This is a genomic window from Enterobacter cloacae complex sp. 2024EL-00711 (assembly GCF_047529885.1).
Taxonomy (GTDB): Bacteria; Pseudomonadota; Gammaproteobacteria; order Enterobacterales; family Enterobacteriaceae; genus Enterobacter; species Enterobacter ludwigii.
The window spans coordinates 53,206-73,746 of record NZ_JBLIZC010000009.1 but is presented as its reverse complement, the minus strand read 5'-3'; the positions used below and the strand labels follow the sequence as shown (position 1 = coordinate 73,746).

20 protein-coding genes are annotated in these 20,541 nt (G+C 53.9%); 16 read left to right on the top strand and 4 right to left on the bottom strand.

The window, feature by feature from the left end; translation table 11 throughout:
• Positions 1-27 precede the first annotated feature (27 nt).
• The gene (locus ACMVME_RS20270; RefSeq protein ID WP_014168205.1) at positions 28-237 is read left to right on the top strand and encodes a CsbD family protein; all 210 of its coding nucleotides are present in this window, start codon (positions 28-30) and stop codon (positions 235-237) included.
• Between the two features lie 48 nt (positions 238-285).
• On the opposite strand, the gene zur is transcribed toward ACMVME_RS20270, so the two are convergent.
• Complete coding sequence (gene zur / locus ACMVME_RS20265; protein ID WP_014168206.1) at positions 286-798, bottom strand: zinc uptake transcriptional repressor Zur; 513 nt, start codon at positions 796-798, stop codon at positions 286-288.
• A 115-nt stretch (positions 799-913) separates the two neighbouring features.
• Between zur and ACMVME_RS20260 the strand changes: the two genes are divergently transcribed.
• From ACMVME_RS20260 to pspG, 4 genes are all read left to right on the top strand, one after another.
• Positions 914-1,402 (top strand): cupin domain-containing protein, encoded by a 489-nt coding sequence (locus ACMVME_RS20260; RefSeq protein ID WP_032679386.1) that lies wholly within the window; start codon positions 914-916, stop codon positions 1,400-1,402.
• 221 nt (positions 1,403-1,623) lie between these two features.
• Positions 1,624-2,883, top strand: a complete 1,260-nt coding sequence (traF, locus tag ACMVME_RS20255) for a conjugal transfer protein TraF (RefSeq protein WP_153853120.1) — start codon at positions 1,624-1,626, stop codon at positions 2,881-2,883.
• An 82-nt stretch (positions 2,884-2,965) separates the two neighbouring features.
• A complete protein-coding gene (dusA, locus tag ACMVME_RS20250; RefSeq protein WP_032681921.1) occupies positions 2,966-3,961 on the top strand; it encodes a tRNA dihydrouridine(20/20a) synthase DusA in 996 nt (331 codons plus the stop codon).
• A 136-nt stretch (positions 3,962-4,097) separates the two neighbouring features.
• Positions 4,098-4,340: an envelope stress response protein PspG gene (pspG, locus tag ACMVME_RS20245; protein ID WP_020882842.1), complete on the top strand. Its 243-nt coding sequence runs from the start codon at positions 4,098-4,100 to the stop codon at positions 4,338-4,340.
• Positions 4,341-4,524: 184 nt separating this feature from the next.
• On the opposite strand, the gene ACMVME_RS20240 is transcribed toward pspG, so the two are convergent.
• Positions 4,525-5,508 carry a quinone oxidoreductase gene (locus tag ACMVME_RS20240; protein WP_014168211.1) on the bottom strand — a complete coding sequence of 328 codons (984 nt, stop codon included), beginning with the start codon at positions 5,506-5,508 and terminating at the stop codon, positions 4,525-4,527.
• 66 nt (positions 5,509-5,574) lie between these two features.
• Between ACMVME_RS20240 and dnaB the strand changes: the two genes are divergently transcribed.
• From dnaB to ACMVME_RS20200, 8 genes are all read left to right on the top strand, one after another.
• A complete protein-coding gene (gene dnaB / locus ACMVME_RS20235; protein ID WP_008503375.1) occupies positions 5,575-6,987 on the top strand; it encodes a replicative DNA helicase in 1,413 nt (470 codons plus the stop codon).
• Positions 6,988-7,003: 16 nt separating this feature from the next.
• Positions 7,004-8,083 (top strand): alanine racemase, encoded by a 1,080-nt coding sequence (gene alr, locus ACMVME_RS20230; protein ID WP_014168212.1) that lies wholly within the window; start codon positions 7,004-7,006, stop codon positions 8,081-8,083.
• Between the two features lie 22 nt (positions 8,084-8,105).
• Positions 8,106-8,663 (top strand): nicotinamide riboside transporter PnuC, encoded by a 558-nt coding sequence (gene pnuC / locus ACMVME_RS20225; protein WP_014168213.1) that lies wholly within the window; start codon positions 8,106-8,108, stop codon positions 8,661-8,663.
• Entirely contained in the window at positions 8,660-9,670 is a 1,011-nt protein-coding gene (locus ACMVME_RS20220; RefSeq protein WP_068795427.1) for an AAA family ATPase, read from the top strand. Before pnuC ends, ACMVME_RS20220 begins: the two co-directional genes overlap by 4 nt.
• Positions 9,671-9,745: 75 nt before the next feature.
• Positions 9,746-10,939, top strand: a complete 1,194-nt coding sequence (tyrB, locus tag ACMVME_RS20215; protein WP_032679391.1) for an aromatic amino acid transaminase — start codon at positions 9,746-9,748, stop codon at positions 10,937-10,939.
• Positions 10,940-11,192: 253 nt separating this feature from the next.
• On the top strand, positions 11,193-11,906 hold the full coding sequence (gene aphA, locus ACMVME_RS20210) for an acid phosphatase AphA (protein WP_014168217.1): 714 nt from the start codon (positions 11,193-11,195) through the stop codon (positions 11,904-11,906).
• A 113-nt stretch (positions 11,907-12,019) separates the two neighbouring features.
• Positions 12,020-12,436 carry a secondary thiamine-phosphate synthase enzyme YjbQ gene (locus ACMVME_RS20205; RefSeq protein ID WP_014168218.1) on the top strand — a complete coding sequence of 139 codons (417 nt, stop codon included), beginning with the start codon at positions 12,020-12,022 and terminating at the stop codon, positions 12,434-12,436.
• Positions 12,437-12,438: 2 nt separating this feature from the next.
• Complete coding sequence (locus ACMVME_RS20200; RefSeq protein ID WP_014168219.1) at positions 12,439-12,792, top strand: MmcQ/YjbR family DNA-binding protein; 354 nt, start codon at positions 12,439-12,441, stop codon at positions 12,790-12,792.
• A 3-nt stretch (positions 12,793-12,795) separates the two neighbouring features.
• On the opposite strand, the gene uvrA is transcribed toward ACMVME_RS20200, so the two are convergent.
• Positions 12,796-15,618 carry an excinuclease ABC subunit UvrA gene (gene uvrA, locus ACMVME_RS20195; protein ID WP_014168220.1) on the bottom strand — a complete coding sequence of 941 codons (2,823 nt, stop codon included), beginning with the start codon at positions 15,616-15,618 and terminating at the stop codon, positions 12,796-12,798.
• A gap of 251 nt (positions 15,619-15,869) precedes the next feature.
• Here uvrA and ssb1 point away from each other — a divergent pair, with 251 nt between their 5' ends.
• Positions 15,870-16,397 (top strand): single-stranded DNA-binding protein SSB1, encoded by a 528-nt coding sequence (gene ssb1 / locus ACMVME_RS20190; RefSeq protein WP_014168221.1) that lies wholly within the window; start codon positions 15,870-15,872, stop codon positions 16,395-16,397.
• A gap of 63 nt (positions 16,398-16,460) precedes the next feature.
• Here the strand turns inward: ssb1 and ACMVME_RS20185 are convergent, their stop codons facing one another.
• Positions 16,461-16,742 carry a YjcB family protein gene (locus tag ACMVME_RS20185; protein WP_020882839.1) on the bottom strand — a complete coding sequence of 94 codons (282 nt, stop codon included), beginning with the start codon at positions 16,740-16,742 and terminating at the stop codon, positions 16,461-16,463.
• A 489-nt stretch (positions 16,743-17,231) separates the two neighbouring features.
• Here ACMVME_RS20185 and ACMVME_RS20180 point away from each other — a divergent pair, with 489 nt between their 5' ends.
• Both ACMVME_RS20180 and ACMVME_RS20175 read left to right on the top strand, forming a co-directional pair.
• Complete coding sequence (locus tag ACMVME_RS20180) at positions 17,232-18,632, top strand: sensor domain-containing diguanylate cyclase (protein ID WP_044857504.1); 1,401 nt, start codon at positions 17,232-17,234, stop codon at positions 18,630-18,632.
• A gap of 339 nt (positions 18,633-18,971) precedes the next feature.
• Positions 18,972-20,537, top strand: a complete 1,566-nt coding sequence (locus ACMVME_RS20175) for an EAL domain-containing protein (protein WP_025206387.1) — start codon at positions 18,972-18,974, stop codon at positions 20,535-20,537.
• Positions 20,538-20,541: the final 4 nt, after the last annotated feature.

The following is a 20,541-nucleotide window of genomic DNA, read 5'->3' as shown; positions in this document are numbered from 1 at the left end:
ACAGACGCTTAACACGAGGACACGATTATGAATAAAGACGAAATCGGCGGCAACTGGAAGCAGTTCAAAGGTAAAGCGAAAGAACAGTGGGGTAAGCTGACGGATGATGATATGACCATCATCGAAGGTAAACGCGATCAGCTGGTGGGTAAAATTCAGGAACGTTACGGCTACGAGAAAGATCGTGCTGAAAACGAAGTGAAAGACTGGGAAACCCGTAACGATTATCGCTGGTAATCCTTTACTCCCCCTGAGGGCGGCTTCGGGCCGCCTTTTCTTTTGCCGTTAACGCGGCTTTTTCTTCACCAGTACAGAATGGTCGTGCTGGCACTCATCCTGGTGACGACAGGCTTCTACCTCTACGCAGGCTGAGCACAGGCCGTGCGCTTCAATCACGTTATGACGCAACGCAAAGCCCATTTTGGCTGCCAGCGTATGCATAATATCTTCAACGCCTTCCGCACCTTCTTCCTTCACGCTGCCGCAGCGATCGCAGATAAACATGGCCGACGTATGGGTTGGCTGATCGAACAGATGGCACAGCACATAGCTGTTTGTCGATTCAACCTTATGCACAAAGCCCTGTTCCAGCAGGAAATCCAGCGCGCGGTACACCGTTGGCGGTTTAGCCTGTGGCTCGCTTTCGCGCAGCAGATCAAGCAGATCGTACGCGCTGATCGCGCCCTGCTGCAGGCTCATCAAACGTAATACTTCAAGGCGCTGCGGAGTCAGGCGCACATTGCGTTGCACGCACAGCTTTTCTGCCTGCGCTAACAGCTCTTTTGTGGACTTATCCATTTAGCACCCCGGATGTTATAGGCTGGAAAACCCCCACTTTATCATGTTCTGCTAAAAACACCGAGATCCGCCAGGCTGTGCTATACCTGACGCAACGCAATCCGGGGAATAAACGATGAAAAGACCTGACTGTATTCGACACTGGCGCGACGTAGAAGGCGCAGATGACTCAACCTATCCCGACAGTAGTGAACGTTTTTCCATTGGCGCACCGCTGGCGCGTAAGCTCGGCCTTGGACGCATTGGTATACACCATGAGCGCTTACCGCCAGGCCGACGGACCTCTTATCCACATGCTGAAAGCGACGAAGAAGAGTTTATCTACGTGCTTGAAGGCTACCCTGAAGCCTGGATTAACGGATATTTATGGAAACTTGAACCTGGCGACAGCGTGGGCTTTCCCGCCGGAACCGGGGTCTGTCACACCTTCATCAACAACACCGACGAAGAGGTACGGCTCCTGGTGGTGGGTGAGGCCAACAAGAAGCATAACCGTATCTATTACCCGCTTAATCCGGAGTACGCCGCCACGCGCGACGATCGCTGGGTAGACCACCCTCCTCAGTTTTTTGGACCGCACGATGGAAAACCTGGGAAAAAATAATTTCCTCTTCTATAAATATTGAGGGCCGTCACAAATAACTACAGGCCTGGCGGGAATTTAACTTAAGGAAATAGCGGGTCTTTTTGCACTTATTCACAGCAATAGTTCGTTCCTGTTTGGGAGATAACAGACAGGGGTTATTTAATAACAGACTATAAGACGAGCATACTGTGAAAAAACATTTTAAATTTTCGGTGGTTAGCATCGCTGTCTCCTTGTTTATGGCAAATCAGGCGGGAGCAGCCAATACCTGGACAGAATCACGTAGCGACGCCATGGGGGGCACGGGTGTCGCGGCCGGAAACTATGGCAGCGGGGCGTTAATCAACCCTGCGCTACTGGCGAAGGCGAAACCGGACGACGATGTGACGGTCATTTTACCGTCCGCTGGCGTGCAGGTGACCGATGAAGACAATCTTCAGGATGAGATTGATACCATCAACGATAAAATCAACCATTACAAAGACGTGGTTGATAACCTTACACCGATTGAGATCATTACCAACCCGTTAGGTTCCATCAACCAGTTCCAGGGCGCGGCGAAAGATCTCGCCGATGAGCTGGACTATCTCAAGGGCAAAACGGCACGCGCCACGGCGGGTGCGGGGATAGCCGTCAGTATTCCTAACGATGTCCTTTCCGTGGCCTTTATGGCTAAAGGCTATGCCCACGGGCGAGTCAGTTCTTCTATTGATCAGCAAGATATTGATTACCTGCGCGGTATTCAACGCAGCGATGCGGTGGCTGCCGGCGTTGCACTGGACGCTGCGCTGAACGGCACCGATCAAATCACGAAAAACCTCAACTCAACGGCGTCTGGCCGGGCGGCAATTGTCTCCGACTATGGTATCGCGGTGGCGCGTCAGTTCGAGCTTGGCGGTGTTCCGGTGTCTGTTGGCGTGACTCCAAAACTGCAAAAGACCTGGGTCTATAACTACACCACCTCCATTTACGATTATGACAGCAACAAGTGGAATGACAGCCGCTACCGTACTGACGACACCGGCTTTAACGTTGATGCCGGTATCGCGGCCGATTTTGGTGAGCACTGGACGGTCGGCGTGAGCGGACAAAACCTGATGTCACGCGATATCGACACCAAAGACATTCGCATCCGCAACGGGCGCACGGGTGAGGTGGTGAGCTATAAAGACACCTACCAGATCCGCCCTCTGGTTACCGCGGGTGCCGCCTGGCATAACGATCTGGTGACGTTAACCGCCGATGGCGATCTGACGGAAACCAAAGGATTCAAAAGCGAAGACACTTCTCAGTATGTTGGCGTAGGCGCCGAAGTGACGCCGCTGAACTGGCTGGCGGTGCGTGCGGGTTTCCGTGCTGACATGAAAGGTAACGACAGCAATGTCTTTACTGGCGGTGTCGGTTTTGCACCGTTTAACACGGTCCATGTCGACCTGATGGGCCTGTACGGTGAAGACGAGACCTGGGGCGCAGGCGCCCAGCTGAGCATGACCTTCTAAAGTGCACCGGAGGCGCTGCGCCTCCGGCTTTTCTTTGTGCTATAGTAGCGCCCCCTTTTCACCAGATGCTTAAAACTTCGCCATGTCGTCAGAATTACAGACTGCTTTCCCTGCACACCGTTTCTCCATTGCGCCGATGCTCGACTGGACGGACAGACACTGTCGCTACTTCCTGCGTCAGCTCTCCCGCCATACGCTGCTGTACACCGAAATGGTGACCACCGGAGCAATTATTCACGGAAAGGGCGACTATCTGGCCTACAGCGAAGAAGAGCATCCGGTTGCGCTGCAGCTTGGCGGTAGCGATCCCGCTGCGCTGGCGCAGTGTGCGAAGCTTGCAGAAGCGCGCGGCTATGACGAGATTAACCTTAACGTTGGCTGTCCGTCTGATCGTGTGCAGAACGGCATGTTCGGCGCGTGTCTGATGGGCAATGCATCCCTGGTGGCAGACTGCATCAAGGCGATGCGCGATGTGGTTTCCATTCCGGTGACGGTCAAGACCCGTATCGGCATTGACGACCAGGACAGCTACGAATTTCTCTGCGATTTTATCAATACGGTCTCCGGCAAAGGCGAGTGCGAGATGTTTATCATCCATGCGCGTAAAGCCTGGCTCTCCGGACTTAGCCCGAAAGAGAACCGTGAAATCCCGCCGCTGGACTACCCGCGCGTGTACCAGCTAAAACGTGACTTCCCGCAGCTCACGATGTCGATCAACGGCGGCATTACGTCGCTGGAAGAGGCCAAAACACACCTGGAGCATATGGATGGCGTAATGGTCGGGCGCGAGGCGTATCAAAATCCAGGCATTCTGGCGACGGTCGACAGGGAAATCTTTGGCGTTGAAGGCGCAGATACCGACCCGGTGGCCGTGGTACGCGCCATGTATCCCTACATTGAGCGTGAGCTGAGTAACGGGACGTATCTTGGTCATATCACCCGTCATATGCTGGGCCTGTTCCAGGGGATCCCGGGAGCACGCCAGTGGCGTCGCTACCTTAGCGAGAACGCGCATAAAGCCGGTGCAGACATCGAGGTGCTGGAACACGCGCTACGTCTGGTCGCTGATAAGCGATAATTTTCGCTAAAAGATCGTCAAATTCACCACGCCTCGCACACCCGTGCGGGGCGTTTTGCTTTAAGAACAGCGGGTTATGGTTGGCATGATTCTTGTAATGATCGCGGTATCATTTGGGAACGCGTGGGAGAGCACCATGTTAGAACTACTTTTTGTGATTGGCTTTTTTGTCATGCTGATGATGACGGGGATTTCCCTGCTCGGGATTCTGGCGGCTATCGTCGTGGCGACGGTGGTCATGTTTATCGGGGGATTATTTGCCCTGACGCTGAAGCTCCTGCCGTGGCTGCTGCTGGCCATTGCCGTGGTGTGGGTAATACGGGCGATTAAATCACCAAAACTGCCCACTTATCAGCGCAATAACCGTTTTCGTTACTAAGGTATTGAGGTGTTCGTCACATACTTGCAACTTTTCCGGCAGCATTGCTTAGAACAGAATAGGATTTACTTATCGAATCTGTCACTATGACTGCCGCTAAAGAATTCATCGAGCTGTACCCTACATACAGCCGAACTAAAAAAAGAAAGGGCTTCCCACGGGAAGCCCAATTTCTTTTTAGGGGTCAGGGAATTAACAGACTTGAACCCTGTGTTGCTCTGCTCTCCAGCACCTCATGTGCTCGCCTGGCATCGGTTAGTGCGTATTTCTGCGCCTCCGCCACATCCACTTTAATCACGCCGCTGGCGATCAGCGAAAAGAGCTCGTTGCTGGCCTCGATCAGCTCTTCCCGGTTAGTGATATACCCCTGCAGGGAAGGGCGAGTCACATACAGCGACCCTTTCTGGTTGAGAATGCCAAGATTAATGCCGGTCACGGCGCCCGAGGCGTTGCCGAAGCTCACCATCAGCCCGCGACGCTGCAGACAATCCAGCGACGCCTCCCAGGTATCTTTACCCACCGAGTCATAAACCACGCGCACCTTTTTGCCGTTGGTTATCTCTTTGAGGCGCTCAGCAATGCTCTCTTCACGGTAGTTAATCACCTGCCAGGCGCCGGCCTGAAGCGCGCGCTGGGCTTTTTGTGCACTGCCCACCGTGCCGATAAGTTTTGCACCGAGCGCTTTGGCCCACTGACAGGCGATCAGCCCCACGCCGCCCGCCGCGGCATGAAACAGGAACTGCTCGTCAGGTTTGATCTCATAGGTTTTGCGCAGCAGATAATAGACCGTGAGCCCTTTCAGGAATGAGGCGGCCGCTTGTTCAAACGAGATGGCATTTGGCAGAAGGGCGGCTTTATCGGCCGGCACGTTGTGCACGGAACTGTAGGCACCCAGCGCGGATTGCGCGTACACCACGCGATCGCCCTCTTTAATATGCTTAACGGCACTGCCCACTTTGAGCACGACGCCTGCCGCTTCCGTTCCCAGTCCGCTTGGCATGGAGGGAGGCGGATAGAGACCGCCGCGAATATACGTGTCGATGTAGTTAATGCCGATGGCTTTGTTTTCAACCTGAACTTCGTTTTCACCAGGCGCTGCGGGGGTAAACTCCACCGCGTTTAACACTTCTGGCCCACCATGTTTCTGGAATTCAATGCGCGTTGCCATGCTCCCTCCGTCAGAAAAATATGGTAATCTTTCGACCCACTCTTTATCTCGGTAACTCCATTCACTATGGCAGGAAACAAACCCTTCAACAAACAGACTGAACCTCGCGAGCGTGATTTCCAGGTCGCAGGATTAAAAGTCCCGCCGCACTCGATTGAAGCGGAACAGTCGGTGTTGGGCGGTTTAATGCTGGATAACGAACGCTGGGACGACGTCGCCGAGCGCGTGGTGTCCGAGGATTTCTATACCCGTCCGCACCGTCATATCTTTACTGAAATGGCACGTCTGCAGGAGTCGGGCAGCCCGATTGACCTTATCACGCTCGCGGAATCGCTGGAGCGTCAGGGGCAACTGGACAGCGTGGGTGGGTTTGCTTACCTGGCGGAACTGTCAAAAAACACGCCAAGTGCGGCGAATATCAGCGCTTATGCCGATATCGTGCGCGAACGTGCAGTTGTTCGTGAGATGATCTCGGTGGCGAATGAGATCGCCGAAGCCGGTTTTGATCCGCAGGGGCGTACCAGCGAAGACCTGCTTGATCTGGCCGAGTCCCGCGTCTTTAAAATCGCGGAAAGCCGGGCAAATAAAGACGAAGGCCCGAAAAATATCGCTGATGTGCTTGATGCCACCGTCGCGCGTATTGAGCAACTGTTCCAGCAGCCGCACGACGGTGTCACCGGCGTGAACACCGGCTATGACGATCTCAATAAGAAAACCGCGGGTCTGCAGCCGTCAGATTTGATTATCGTTGCGGCGCGTCCCTCCATGGGTAAAACGACATTTGCGATGAACCTCGTCGAAAATGCGGCGATGTTGCAGGACAAGCCGGTTCTTATCTTCAGTCTTGAGATGCCATCAGAACAGATCATGATGCGTTCTCTGGCGTCGCTGTCGCGCGTGGATCAGACCCGTATCCGTACCGGCCAGCTCGACGATGAGGACTGGGCGCGTATCTCCGGCACCATGGGTATCCTGCTGGAAAAACGGAATATTTATATCGATGATTCCTCCGGCCTGACGCCGACGGAAGTGCGCTCCCGTGCGCGCCGTATCGCCCGTGAACATGGCGGCATTGGCCTTATCATGATTGACTACCTTCAGCTGATGCGCGTGCCGTCGCTGTCCGACAACCGTACGCTGGAAATCGCGGAGATTTCCCGCTCGCTCAAGGCGTTAGCCAAAGAGTTGCACGTGCCCGTGGTGGCGCTGTCGCAGCTTAACCGCTCCCTGGAACAACGTGCTGATAAGCGCCCGGTCAACTCCGACCTGCGTGAATCGGGCTCCATCGAGCAGGATGCCGACTTAATCATGTTCATCTACCGTGATGAGGTTTATCACGAGAACAGCGACCTGAAAGGGATCGCCGAAATTATTATTGGTAAACAACGTAACGGCCCTATCGGTACGGTACGTCTGACCTTTAACGGACAGTGGTCGCGTTTCGACAACTACGCCGGTCCTCAATATGATGATGAGTAATTTCTAAGGAATTCAAATGCAAGCGGCAACTGTAGTCATTAACCGCCGCGCTCTGCGACACAACCTGCAACGTCTGCGTGAACTGGCTCCCGCCAGTAAACTCGTTGCAGTCGTGAAAGCGAACGCTTACGGACACGGTCTTATTGAGACCGCGCGAACGCTCCCCGATGCCGACGCCTTTGGCGTCGCCCGTCTTGAAGAAGCCATCCGCCTGCGCGCGGGTGGGATCACTCAACCGATTTTGCTGCTGGAAGGCTTTTTTGAAGCGGCAGATCTGCCGACCATTGCTGACCAGCATCTGCACACCGCGGTACATAACGAAGAACAACTCGCGGCGCTGGAAACCGCCGAGCTGAGTGAGCCTGTCACCGTCTGGATGAAGCTCGATACCGGCATGCACCGTCTGGGCGTGCGCCCGGAAAAGGCGGACGCGTTTTATCAGCGTCTGTGTCAGTGCAAAAACGTCCGTCAGCCGGTGAATATCGTGAGCCACTTTGCCCGTGCCGATGAACCCGAGTGTGGCGCGACCGAGCAGCAGCTGGATATTTTTAATACTTTCTGCGAAGGCAAGCCAGGAATGCGCTCCATTGCCGCGTCTGGCGGTATTTTGCTGTGGCCGCAGTCGCACTTCGACTGGGCGCGTCCAGGCATTATTCTTTACGGCGTCTCTCCGCTGGAGAACAGACCCTGGGGGCCGGATTTTGGTTTCCAGCCGGTGATGTCCCTTGTGTCTAACCTGATTGCCGTGCGCGATCACAAAGCGGGTGAGCCCGTGGGCTACGGCGGAACGTGGACCAGCGAGCGCGACACACGCCTTGGCGTGGTGGCGATGGGCTATGGCGATGGTTATCCTCGCGCCGCGCCGTCCGGCACGCCGGTACTGGTCAATGGCCGTGAAGCGAACATCGTGGGCCGCGTGGCGATGGACATGATCTGTATTGACCTCGGGCCAGATGCACAGGACAAACCGGGTGATGACGTGGTGATGTGGGGTGAGGGTTTACCTGTTGAACGCATCGCTGAAATCACAAAAGTGAGTGCTTACGAACTTATCACGCGCCTGACATCAAGGGTTGCGATGAAGTACATCGACTAACAGACCTTTCCAGGGAGGGGTAATGTCACCATCCGAAATGGCCGCTTGTCTGGCTTATGCCCTCTCGGTCTGGCTGGCTGCCAGAAACAGTATTCACACGTGGTGGATAGGCATCATCGGCAGTGGGCTTTATGGCTGGGTCTTTTATTCGGTTCAGCTTTACGCTGACGTTACCCTGCAGCTCTTTTTCATCATCACCAGCATCACCGGCTGGGTGCACTGGCTCAAAGGTCATCGCGGGGAGGTATTGCCCGTTCGGCGTACCCCGCCCAGACATTTCTTCATCCTGCTCGCCTGCGCCCTGCTGGTGGCCGCGGGTTATGGCCTGATCTTGCATCGCTACACTAACGCCTGGGCCCCCTGGGTGGACTCCGTTATTTTGACATTCAGCGTGCTTGCACAGTTTATGTTAATGGGGCGACGCCTGGAGAACTGGTACGTCTGGCTGGCTGTAAACACGCTGGCGGTACCGTTATATGCGATGAGAGATCTGCATTTGACCGCGGGTTTATATCTGGTGTTTTGGTTTAATGCCTGGCACGGTTTATATCAGTGGCGTAAGGAGATTCGCGCCCAGTGAAGCCTTATTGCGACGGTCTGGTTGTGGGTAAATTCGCGCCATTACACGTGGGGCATGAAGCGCTGATAAATGCTGCGCTGGCCCAGTGTGAGACGGTCTATATCATCAGTTATTCGCGTCCGGAAATTCCGGGTTATGACCCCGACAAGCGCCTTCACTGGTTAAGCGCGCGCTTCCCGCAATGTCATCACCTTGTGCTGACGCCGGAGGTCATCGCGACCCATGCGCTTGAACCACCGCCGCATAATGATGCGGATGCCGATCTTCACCGGCATTACGTGGCAACGCTGTGTGAAAAAATACTTCACTGCCAGCCACAGGCCGTATTTACCGCCGAAGACTACGGCGACGGATTTGCGGCGGTGTTAAGCCAGCGTTTTGGCAAGCAGGTTACCCATGTCCGCCTCCAGCGTCCGAAGGGGCCTGAGGCGCCCTCGGGAACCCTGATACGTTCCGATGTCCATCGCTACCGCACGATGATGTCCCCGGAGGTCTACCGTAGCTTTGTCTTTCGGATTTGTTTATTGGGGGGAGAATCGACAGGGAAAAGCACGCTTTCCCGCGCGCTGGCGACGACGCTCAACGCCCCGTTTGTCGCCGAGTTTGGCCGAGAATACTGGGAAGAGAAGAATGGCGTTCTGGGATGCGACGATCTGCTGCATATTGCCCGCGAGCAGGTACGTCGTGAAGCGATGGCCAGCACGGCTCCCTTCCTGGTTTGCGATACCTCGCCCTTAACCACGCTGTTTTATATGCTCGACCAGTTTGGCAGCGCGCCACGCGAGCTAGAGGAATTAGCCGGGCGCGCATATTCTCTGGTGGTGCTCTGTGGCGATGAGTTTCCTTTTGTTCAGGATGGTACCCGTCAGGGGGCTGCATTCCGCCAGCGACAGCAGGCATGGTACATCCGCGCGTTAACAGACAGAAATATCCCCTATCTGCCTGTTTCTGGTTCGCTCGCTGAACGCATCGAACAGATTCGACGACATCTGCAGGAACGGATCTGATATCGCTCTCGATCTTCTGTCATATCCGGTTTATTGTTGAAATCCCTGCCTCATCGAATTCCGGAGAATCATCGCGTGTTTCAGAAAGTTGACGCCTATGCCGGCGACCCCATTCTCTCCTTAATGGAGCGTTTCAAAGAAGATCCTCGCAGCGACAAAGTTAACCTCAGTATTGGTTTGTATTACAACGAGGAGGGCATTATTCCTCAGCTGCAAGCTGTGGCAGAAGCGGAAGCACGTCTTAACGCCGTCCCGCACGGAGCCTCGCTCTATCTGCCAATGGAAGGGTTAAACAGCTACCGCAACACCATTGCGCCGCTGCTGTTTGGTGCCGATCACGCCGTGCTGACACAAAAACGGGTGGCGACCATCCAGACGCTGGGTGGCTCGGGCGCATTAAAAGTTGGCGCTGACTTTCTGAAAAAATACTTCCCGGATTCTGGCGTGTGGGTCAGTGACCCGACGTGGGAAAACCACGTGGCGATTTTTGAGGGCGCAGGCTTTACGGTGCAGACCTATCCGTGGTTTGACAGCGAAACCAACGGCGTGCGCGTTGACGCGCTGCTGGAAAAACTGAATACGCTGCCGGAGCGCAGTATTGTTCTGCTGCATCCGTGCTGCCATAACCCGACCGGTGCAGACCTGACTAATGCCCAGTGGGATGCGGTAATCGACGTGCTGAAGACGCGTAACCTGATCCCCTTCCTCGACATCGCCTATCAGGGCTTTGGCGCGGGCATGGAAGAAGATGCCTACGCTATCCGCGCCGTTGCCAGCGCCGGACTGCCTGCGCTGGTCAGCAACTCGTTCTCAAAAATCTTCTCCCTGTACGGTGAGCGCGTCGGCGGCCTGTCAGTGGTCTGTGAGGACGCTGAAGCGGCCGGGCGAGTGCTCGGTCAGCTGAAGGCGACCGTGCGCCGCATTTACTCCAGCCCGCCAAACTTTGGTGCGCAGGTAGTCGCCACGGTGCTGGGTGACGATCGGCTGAAAGCGTCGTGGCTCGCTGAAGTGGAATCTATGCGCAAGCGCATCCTGACGATGCGTCAGGAGCTGGTCGACGTGCTGAAAGAGGCCGTCCCAGGGCATAATTTTGACTATCTGCTTAAGCAGCGTGGGATGTTCAGCTACACCGGCCTCAGCGCGGCTCAGGTCGATCGCCTGCGTGAAGAGTTCGGCGTCTACCTGATTTCCAGCGGCCGTATGTGCGTGGCGGGGCTTAATGCCAGCAACGTTCATCGTGTTGCGCAGGCGTTTGCTGCAGTGATGTAAGCACTCACTATCATCCCTCTCTCCCTGCGGGAGAGGGCCGGGTGAGAGCATCAGGACGCACAAAAATCTTGCCCGGTGGCGCTGCGTCTACCGGGCCTTCAGACCTCATCCGCGCTTTGTGATCATCTTCTTTTTATTCAGCTTCATAAGTAAAAACTCCTTCCCTTCATCTCCCCCCGGGGTTATGGTCGGATAGTTTTTTGACCATTCACTCAAAATAAAACGATAACAAACTGAATATTCAGGGGAAAACATGCGCAAGATCACACTGGCGCTCAGCGCCGCCTGCTTATTGTTCTCGCTAAATAGTGCCGTCGTGGCGCGCGCTTCCGCACCGACGCCACTTTACACCGGCACAACAGCCGCCATGCTTGCCGAGCAGGCACCTGTTCACTGGGTATCCGTAGCCCAAATCGAAAATAGCCTGTTAGGGCGCCCGCCAATGGCTGTAGGCTTTGATATCGACGATACGGTCCTGTTTTCCAGCCCGGGATTCTGGCGGGGCAAAAAAACCTACTCACCGGACAGCGAAGCGTATCTGAAGAACCCCGAGTTCTGGGAAAAGATGAATAACGGCTGGGACGAGTTCAGCATTCCTAAAGAGGTGGCGCGCGCGCTTATCGCCATGCACGTTAAACGCGGTGACAGCATTTACTTTGTGACCGGACGCAGCCAGACCAAAACCGAAACCGTCTCTAAAACGCTGCAGGATGATTTTCAGATCCCGGCTTCCAGCATGAATCCGGTTATTTTTGCCGGCGACAAACCCGGCCAAAACACCAAAACCCAATGGCTGGAACAGAAGAACATCAAAGTCTTCTATGGCGATTCAGATAACGATATCACCGCCGCGCATGACGTCGGAGCCAGAGGGATCAGGGTGTTACGCGCCTCAAACTCTACGTATCGACCGTTGCCCATGGCCGGAAAGTTTGGCGAAGAAGTGATTGTTAATTCTGAGTATTAACCGCCTGGCGGCGAGGCTGCCTCTTTTTTAATCAAATCTCGTCGCTGTGGGTTTTACCTTTCGCTTTCTTGCTGCACACTTAGAAAGATTCATCTTTCATAACGGAGCAGCACATGTGGTATCAACAGACCCTGACCTTAAGCGCGAAACCTCGTGGATTTCATCTGGTGACTGATGAAGTCATTGGGCAAATTCGCGACCTCTCGCGCATCAGGACGGGGTTACTGCATCTGCTGCTTCAGCACACGTCAGCCTCTCTCACGCTTAATGAAAATTGCGATCCCACCGTCCGGTCTGACATGGAGCAGCATTTTCTCAAAACCGTTCCGGACAACGCCCCTTATGAACATGACTATGAGGGAGCAGATGACATGCCGTCGCATATCAAATCCTCTCTGCTGGGCGTATCGCTGATGCTGCCGGTGCACAATGGTCGGTTACTGCTGGGAACGTGGCAAGGGATCTGGCTGGGAGAACATCGTATTCACGGTGGTTCGCGTAAAATTATCGCAACGCTACAAGGGGAATAAAGATGACAATTTCGGAGCTACTTCAGTACTGCATGAGTAAACCTGGCGCTGAGCAAAGCGTTCACAGCGACTGGAAAGCCACGCAGATTAAAGTGGGGGATATTCTGTTTGCGATGGTGAAAGAGGTTGAGGGTCGCCCGGCGGCGTCGCTGAAAACCAGCCCGGAACTGGCGGAGCTGTTACGCCAGCAGCACCATGACGTCCGGCCAAGCAAGCATCTCAACAAAGCGCACTGGAGCACCGTTTATCTCGACGGTTCACTGCCGGGTTCGCAAATTTACTATCTGGTGGACGCGTCTTATCAGCAGGCGGTAGAGCTGCTGCCGGAAGCGACCCGACAGCAACTCTCCGTGTGACAATTACAGCAACGGTTTGAGGAAGCGCGCGGTGTGCGAGGCTTCGCACTCTGCAACGGTCTCTGGCGTACCGGAGACGAGGATTTCACCGCCGCCGCTGCCGCCTTCCGGGCCGAGATCGACAATCCAGTCCGCGGTTTTAATCACGTCCAGGTTGTGTTCAATGACCACAATCGTGTTGCCCTGATCGCGAAGCTGATGCAGAACATCAAGCAGCTGCTGGATATCGGCAAAGTGCAGACCGGTGGTCGGCTCATCGAGAATGTACAGCGTCTGGCCGGTACCGCGTTTGGAGAGCTCACGCGCCAGCTTCACGCGCTGTGCTTCACCGCCAGACAGCGTGGTGGCAGACTGCCCCAGACGAATATAGGTCAGGCCCACATCCATCAGCGTCTGCAGCTTACGCGCCAGCGCAGGGACCGCGTCAAAGAACTCACGCGCCTCTTCGATGGTCATATCCAGCACTTCGTGGATGGTTTTGCCTTTGTACTTAATCTCCAGCGTTTCGCGGTTATAGCGTTTGCCTTTGCACTGGTCGCACGGCACGTAAATATCCGGCAGGAAGTGCATCTCAACCTTGATAACCCCGTCGCCCTGGCACGCCTCACAGCGTCCGCCGCGCACGTTAAAGCTGAAACGTCCTGGCGTATACCCGCGTGAACGCGCTTCCGGCACACCTGCAAACAGTTCACGTACGGGTGTGAACACGCCCGTATAGGTGGCAGGGTTGGAACGCGGAGTCCGCCCGATTGGACTCTGATCGATATCGATCACTTTATCGAAATGCTCCAGCCCCTGGATGTCACGGTACGGCGCCGGTTCGGCCAGCGTCGCGCCGTTCAGCTGCGTCTGCGCAATCGGGAACAGCGTATCGTTGATCAGCGTCGACTTACCGGAACCGGATACGCCGGTGATACAGGTAAACAGCCCAACCGGCAGCGTCAGCGTCACATCTTTCAGGTTGTTGCCGCGGGCGCCGGTCAGCTTCAGCACTTTTTCCGGGTTCGCCGGTACACGCTGTTTCGGCACTTCAATCTTGCGCTTGCCGCTCATGTACTGGCCGGTCAATGACTCCGGCACCGCCATAATATCTTTCAGCGTTCCTTCCGCGACCACCTGGCCGCCGTGTACGCCAGCGCCCGGGCCGATATCGATAACGTGGTCAGCGGCGCGGATCGCGTCTTCATCGTGCTCAACCACAATCACCGTGTTACCGAGATTACGCAGGTGGACAAGCGTGCCGAGCAGACGCTCGTTGTCACGCTGGTGCAGGCCGATTGAGGGTTCATCCAGCACATACATCACACCGACGAGGCCTGCGCCAATCTGGCTCGCGAGGCGGATACGCTGAGCTTCGCCACCGGAGAGGGTCTCTGCGGAGCGGGAAAGCGTCAGGTAATTCAGGCCGACGTTCACCAGGAACTTCAGACGATCGCCGATCTCTTTCAGCACTTTTTCCGCGATTTTCGCGCGCTGGCCGGAGAGCTTCAGGTTGTTGAAGAAGTCCATCGCGTGACCGATGCTCATGTCTGAGATGGTCGGCAGCGCCGTGTTTTCAACAAACACATGGCGAGCTTCACGGCGCAGACGCGTACCTTCACAGGTCGCACAGGAACGGTTGCTGATAAACTTCGCCAGCTCCTCGCGAACCGCGCTGGATTCGGTCTCTTTGTAGCGGCGCTCCATATTGTGCAGCACCCCTTCAAACGGGTGACGGCGCACGGAGGTATCACCGCGATCGTTCATGTACTTGAACTCGATGTTCTCTTTGCCGGAACCGAACAGCACCACTTTGTGCACGTTCGGGTTCAGGCTGGCCCACGGGGCTTCGACGTCGAATTTATAGTGCTCTGCCAGCGACTTCAGCATCTGGAAATAGTAGAAGTTGCGGCGATCCCATCCGCGGATCGCACCGCCAGCCAGCGACAGCTCCGGGTTTTGGATCACGCGGTCCGGATCAAAATATTGCTGTACGCCCAGTCCGTCACACGTCGGACAGGCACCCGCCGGGTTGTTGAACGAGAACAGACGCGGCTCCAGCTCGCGCATGCTGTAACCACAAATCGGACAGGCAAAGTTGGCGGAGAAGAGCAGCTCTTCCGCTTTCGGGTTGTCCATATCGGAGACCACGGCCGTACCGCCAGAGAGTTCCAGCGCGGTTTCGAAGGATTCGGCCAGGCGGGTCGCCAGATCGTCACGGACTTTGAAACGGTCAATCACCACTTCGATGGTGTGCTTCTTCTGCAGCTCCAGCTTAGGCGGATCCGACAGGTCACACACTTCGCCGTCGATACGGGCGCGGATATAGCCCTGGCTTGCCAGGTTCTCCAGCGTTTTGGTGTGCTCGCCCTTACGCTCTTTAATGATGGGCGCCAGCAGCATCAGGCGTTTGCCTTCCGGCTGCGACAGCACGTTATCCACCATCTGGCTTACGGTCTGCGCGGCCAGCGGGACGTCGTGATCCGGGCAGCGCGGCTCACCCACGCGTGCATACAGCAGACGCAGGTAGTCATGAATTTCAGTAATCGTACCAACCGTTGAACGCGGGTTATGCGAGGTGGATTTCTGCTCAATGGAGATAGCAGGTGATAACCCTTCAATATGGTCTACATCCGGTTTTTCCATCAGTGACAGGAACTGACGTGCGTATGCAGAGAGTGACTCCACGTAACGACGCTGTCCTTCGGCATATAAAGTGTCGAAAGCCAGTGAGGATTTGCCAGACCCCGAAAGCCCGGTCACGACGATGAGTTTGTCGCGAGGGATTATGAGGTTGATATTCTTGAGATTGTGGGTGCGGGCGCCCCGAACTTCGATCTTATCCATTCACCTTTCCCGGTTGGAACACGGATTGCCTGGTTTGTTTGAAGGACAAACGGCTGTCAGAAACGGCTAATTATGACACAAAATGACCTGTTTGAATATACAGTATTGGAATGCATTTTCTGATTCACTGTGTAACAATGTCGAGTTCGCGGGAGATTTCGGAACCGACTACGCAACTATGCAAATTGCAGCGTGGAAATGGTACACTCGCGCGTTTACACTATTAAGAAACGTATTCAGGAGACACGAACATGGCCAGCAGAGGCGTAAATAAGGTGATTCTCGTCGGTAATCTGGGCCAGGACCCGGAAGTACGCTACATGCCGAGTGGTGGCGCAGTTGCCAACATTACGCTGGCTACTTCCGAATCCTGGCGTGATAAAGCGACCGGTGAGATGAAAGAGCAGACCGAATGGCACCGCGTTGTGCTGTTTGGCAAACTGGCGGAAGTGGCTGGTGAGTATCTGCGTAAAGGTTCACAGGTTTATATTGAAGGCCAGCTGCGTACCCGCAAATGGACCGATCAAGCCGGCGCTGAGAAGTACACCACGGAAGTTGTGGTCAACGTGGGTGGCACCATGCAGATGCTCGGTGGCCGTCAGGGCGGTGGCGCACCAGCAGGTGGCGGTCAGCAGCAGCAGGGCAGTTGGGGTCAGCCTCAGCAGCCACAGGGCGGCAACCAGTTCAGCGGTGGCGCGCAGTCTCGCCCACAGCAGCAGTCCGCGCCAGCACCGTCTAACGAACCCCCAATGGACTTCGACGACGATATTCCTTTCTGATATCCGACTGTTTAAAACAAAAAACCCAGACCTCGGTCTGGGTTTTTTTCTTCATCTCAGGGATCAGGTAATCACCATCGGCCAGTCTGGCGGGGTATGGCTCATGGCTTCCACCATGACCACTTTAATATTTTCCCAGACGGCAGCGAGATCCAGCAGGGTGATGCCAAGCAGGCCCGTTGCGAACCAGCATGCCGCGCCCAACCCCAACAGGGTGCTGATGACAGCAAGGCCAGCATAGTCAGATTTACGAAACTGAATGTTTAGCGTGCTGGCCAGGAACATCAGCACCGCACTTAACAAAGGCCAGCGCAGGAGAACCATGCTGGTAGTAATGGTTGCCATAAAACCCATCCTCAACAAAGCAGACGAACTGAATGAAACAGTGTTTCTCGTTACACAATATGTGTGAACTATATCACATTTGTTGATTTATTCGCCAGCCTCAGACGGGTGAAAAAAGCAGGAATTATCACAGCCAGGCGTCGCACGAGGATTGAGGGGAAAATATATCTTTGCACGCTAATGACCCCCTTTTATCGCTTCCAGGTAATAAATTCATTGAGATAACAAAACCTCTGCAAATTGAGGTGTGCTGTAGAACGTTTACAGCAACAACCCTTTGGATTATGCTTGAGTGGATAAATAAATTTACTCGCATTCTATAATTCAGGTTTTTGAATTTTATTGGGTTTTTTCTCTTTGTACGTTTTTAATTACACACAACGTCTCGCACTCCAGCTGTGCTGATATTCAGCATCCTGCTCTGGCTCGCCGATTTTTGAATCTGAAGAAAGTTGCGTCCGGTTTAACGCTTAATAATCTGCGAAAAAAATGAAAGAAAAACGACGTGAGATTGTTAATGACAGCCTGCGGGCGTTGCATGCGCTGGCAGATCTGATGCCCCAGCTTCACGCCCATTGTTCGCTGAGTGAGATGCTTGAGACGATCAACCGGGCCTTCGGGGCAAGCCTGGCCTGGATTAGCGTTGATACTGACGGGCTACAGCGCGTGGTCTGTGCCGGTGAAGTGACCTGTCACTCATTTGAGGTGGCCGATTTTCTTGCCGGTACCCTGCTGGAGAAGCATCACCGTGCGTGGCGGGTCGTCTACTGGAAAGAGAATATCGGCCGCGCATTATTCTCCGCTCATCATCCTGGCTATTCGCAATTGCAAAGCGGGGTGTTATGTAAGCTTTCAACCCATAACGGACAAGGCAGCGGCTATTTCTTTCTGGCGTTTGCTGAGCCGTTATATTCTCTGGCCATCCTGAAAAGTATTGTTGCGGTGCTGGTCGAAAAATTAAAAGACTATTTTTCAGAAATTATCGTTCGTGAAAAAACAGCGCAGGAAATGCAGCGTGTGGTGACCCAATATAAAACCCTGTTTGAACGAGCGCCTGTTTTAATGAACTCATTCGATAAATTTAACCGCTGCGTGCTGTGGAATGCTGAGTGTGAAAAAGTGTTTGGCTGGACAATGGCGGAGATCAGCGCCCATGCCGATCCGCTCTCACTGTTTTACCCCGACCCGGAAGAGCGGCGACGGGTCAGGGAGTCGGTAAATGTCTCGCCGCTAAAGGATATGTACGAGTGGCATCCACTGCGTAAAGACGGTACGCCGTTGACGGTTTTGTGGTCAAACATTCTGCTGCCGGACAGCTCAGTCCTGAATATCGGGCTTGATATTACCGAGCGTAAAAAAGCCGAACAGCAACTGGAAGTGAAAGCCACCACGGACGATCTTACCGGGTGTTTTAACCGTTCAACCATTTTACAGCAGCTGGAATCCGCGCTGGCGGCAAATGCCAGGCAGGATGCTGACAGCCATTTTTGCGTGCTCATGTTTGACCTTGATTTTTTCAAACAGATCAACGATCGGTGGGGGCATCAGGTGGGCGATCGGGCGCTTATCCACTTTTGCCAGGCTATCCGTGAGTTAAGCCCCGAGAACGCTGCGCTTGGCCGTGTGGGCGGCGAGGAGTTTTTACTCCTGCTGGCACGAACCGACGGCAACGCGGGCGCCCTTTTTTCGGCGAGGCTACGTACTGCCCTCAAAACCAACCCGCTCGTGGTGGGAGAGAAAAAGCTGGTGCTGTCATTCAGCGCCGGGGCGGTGGAGGTCTGCCAGGGCCAACGCGATACTTCAGGATTACTGATGCGTGCCGATAAAGCATTATATGACGCCAAGCGTACGGGTCGGGGGAAAACGGTGGTGGCTGCTGATTATTTATAAATCAAAAAACAAAATACGCGCGAGTAAATAGCATAAAATGTCATGTTGCCGTTGTTGTTTTTTCACACTGCCAGAAGTTTGGCTTAATCAACGATCCTCTGTTGTGTTATCTTAAAACCTCCCGTACCCGCTGGATAATTATTTTCCTTAATTGAAACGGAACGAATACTTACAGTTTAGCTTACGGGAAAATATTATCGTCATAACGAAAATTAAGATTTTTAATACTAAAAGTCAGTTGCTAACTTCGCATGATTCATGCAACGTAATCACCTGTTAAACAAAGCATCCGGCCTTCATTACTACAGGCGTACAACATGCAGGGATATAGGGCGGGAAATGAATCGTAGCGCGCGGCGCAAGATGCTCAGGGTGGTAGGGATCATCATGGTAGTTATGCTGCCGGTGATGCTTGCGCTATGGTTTGCCCAGATAAGAGCCGTGTCGGAAACAAGCGCCCAGCTACGTACCTTTGCTGAACTGGCGTTAGACAAAACAGAACTGGTAATTCAACAGGTTGATCTGGCCCGCGACGAGGCTGAAAAATATCAGGGTGAACGTTGTACACCAGAACATCGCCAATATATGTTGAACGTTGTTCGCGGTCGTCTGTTTGTTGCGGATTTAATTTATGCAGAAGGTCAGAATTTTCTTTGTTCGACCGTTTTTACACCCGCCAATCCTTATCTGATATCCACTGCTAATTACACACGTAAACCTGACGTTGCTATCTATTATTATCGCGATACGCCATTTTTTACTGGCTATAAAATGACATATATGCAGCGCGGAAATTATGTTGTGGTGGTTAATCCGCTTTCCTACAGCGAAGTAATGTCGACAGATCATTCCCTTTCGTGGGGGGTATACGACACGGTAACGAATGCATTCTTTTCCGTCAGTCAGCGCGCGAATGTTTCTTTATTAAGTTCGATGATTCGGGATAAGGAATCGGTATTTCAAAAAGATAACCGTTTTTATACGGTCGTCAAATCCCCAAAACGGCCTATTGCCGCTATCGTGTCGACGTCGAATAAACGTTTTTATGAAATGCTTTATCACCAGGCGACGTTGACGCTACCGCTCGGGATGATCTGCAGCATAATTATTTTGCTGGTGTGGTCTCGCACCCATCGTGAACTCAATTCTCCCGGGCGGTTACTGCAGCGAGCGCTCAATAAACGCCAGCTTTGTGTCCACTATCAGCCGATTATTGATATCAAGAACAACCAGTGCGTGGGAGCCGAGGCGTTATTACGCTGGCCTGGCTTTAACGGGCCGGTCATGAGCCCGGCTGAATTTATTCCGCTGGCAGAAAAAGAGGGCATGAGCGAGCGAATTACGGATTATGTTGTCGAAGAGGTATTCAGCGATCTGGGCACATTCCTGGCAACACATCCGCATCTCTATATTTCGATTAACCTGTCGGCCACGGATTTCCACTCTTCACGGCTGATCGCCATGATTTCGGACAAGGCCCGACACTACGCCGTGCGTGCGCAGCAAATTAAAATCGAAGTCACGGAGCGCGGTTTTATTGATGTCCCTAAAACCACTCCGGTTATTCAGGCGTTCCGTCAGGCGGGTTACGAAGTGGCGATTGATGATTTTGGAACGGGTTACTCTAACCTGCACAACCTTTATTCGCTGAATGTCGATATTCTGAAAATCGACAAATCCTTTATCGACACCCTAACAACCAACAGCACCAGCCACCTTATCGCCGAGCATATTATTGAGATGGCACAAAGCCTGCGGCTTAAAACCATTGCGGAAGGGGTGGAAACGGCAGAACAGGTGAGCTGGTTGTTGAAACGTGGCGTTCAGTTCTGTCAGGGATGGCACTTCGCGAAAGCGATGCCGCCCCAGGAGTTTATGACCTGGCAGCAGCAACCTTTGCATTGAGAGT

Coding starts and splice junctions, on each gene's coding strand:
- ACMVME_RS20270 (WP_014168205.1), top strand. CDS start 28: ATGAATAAAGACGAAATCGGCGGCAACTGGAAGCAGTTCAAAGGTAAA.
- zur (WP_014168206.1), bottom strand. CDS start 798: ATGGATAAGTCCACAAAAGAGCTGTTAGCGCAGGCAGAAAAGCTGTGC.
- ACMVME_RS20260 (WP_032679386.1), top strand. CDS start 914: ATGAAAAGACCTGACTGTATTCGACACTGGCGCGACGTAGAAGGCGCA.
- traF (WP_153853120.1), top strand. CDS start 1,624: ATGGCAAATCAGGCGGGAGCAGCCAATACCTGGACAGAATCACGTAGC.
- dusA (WP_032681921.1), top strand. CDS start 2,966: ATGTCGTCAGAATTACAGACTGCTTTCCCTGCACACCGTTTCTCCATT.
- pspG (WP_020882842.1), top strand. CDS start 4,098: ATGTTAGAACTACTTTTTGTGATTGGCTTTTTTGTCATGCTGATGATG.
- ACMVME_RS20240 (WP_014168211.1), bottom strand. CDS start 5,508: ATGGCAACGCGCATTGAATTCCAGAAACATGGTGGGCCAGAAGTGTTA.
- dnaB (WP_008503375.1), top strand. CDS start 5,575: ATGGCAGGAAACAAACCCTTCAACAAACAGACTGAACCTCGCGAGCGT.
- alr (WP_014168212.1), top strand. CDS start 7,004: ATGCAAGCGGCAACTGTAGTCATTAACCGCCGCGCTCTGCGACACAAC.
- pnuC (WP_014168213.1), top strand. CDS start 8,106: ATGTCACCATCCGAAATGGCCGCTTGTCTGGCTTATGCCCTCTCGGTC.
- aphA (WP_014168217.1), top strand. CDS start 11,193: ATGCGCAAGATCACACTGGCGCTCAGCGCCGCCTGCTTATTGTTCTCG.
- ACMVME_RS20205 (WP_014168218.1), top strand. CDS start 12,020: ATGTGGTATCAACAGACCCTGACCTTAAGCGCGAAACCTCGTGGATTT.
- ACMVME_RS20200 (WP_014168219.1), top strand. CDS start 12,439: ATGACAATTTCGGAGCTACTTCAGTACTGCATGAGTAAACCTGGCGCT.
- uvrA (WP_014168220.1), bottom strand. CDS start 15,618: ATGGATAAGATCGAAGTTCGGGGCGCCCGCACCCACAATCTCAAGAAT.
- ssb1 (WP_014168221.1), top strand. CDS start 15,870: ATGGCCAGCAGAGGCGTAAATAAGGTGATTCTCGTCGGTAATCTGGGC.
- ACMVME_RS20185 (WP_020882839.1), bottom strand. CDS start 16,742: ATGGCAACCATTACTACCAGCATGGTTCTCCTGCGCTGGCCTTTGTTA.
- ACMVME_RS20180 (WP_044857504.1), top strand. CDS start 17,232: ATGAAAGAAAAACGACGTGAGATTGTTAATGACAGCCTGCGGGCGTTG.
- ACMVME_RS20175 (WP_025206387.1), top strand. CDS start 18,972: ATGAATCGTAGCGCGCGGCGCAAGATGCTCAGGGTGGTAGGGATCATC.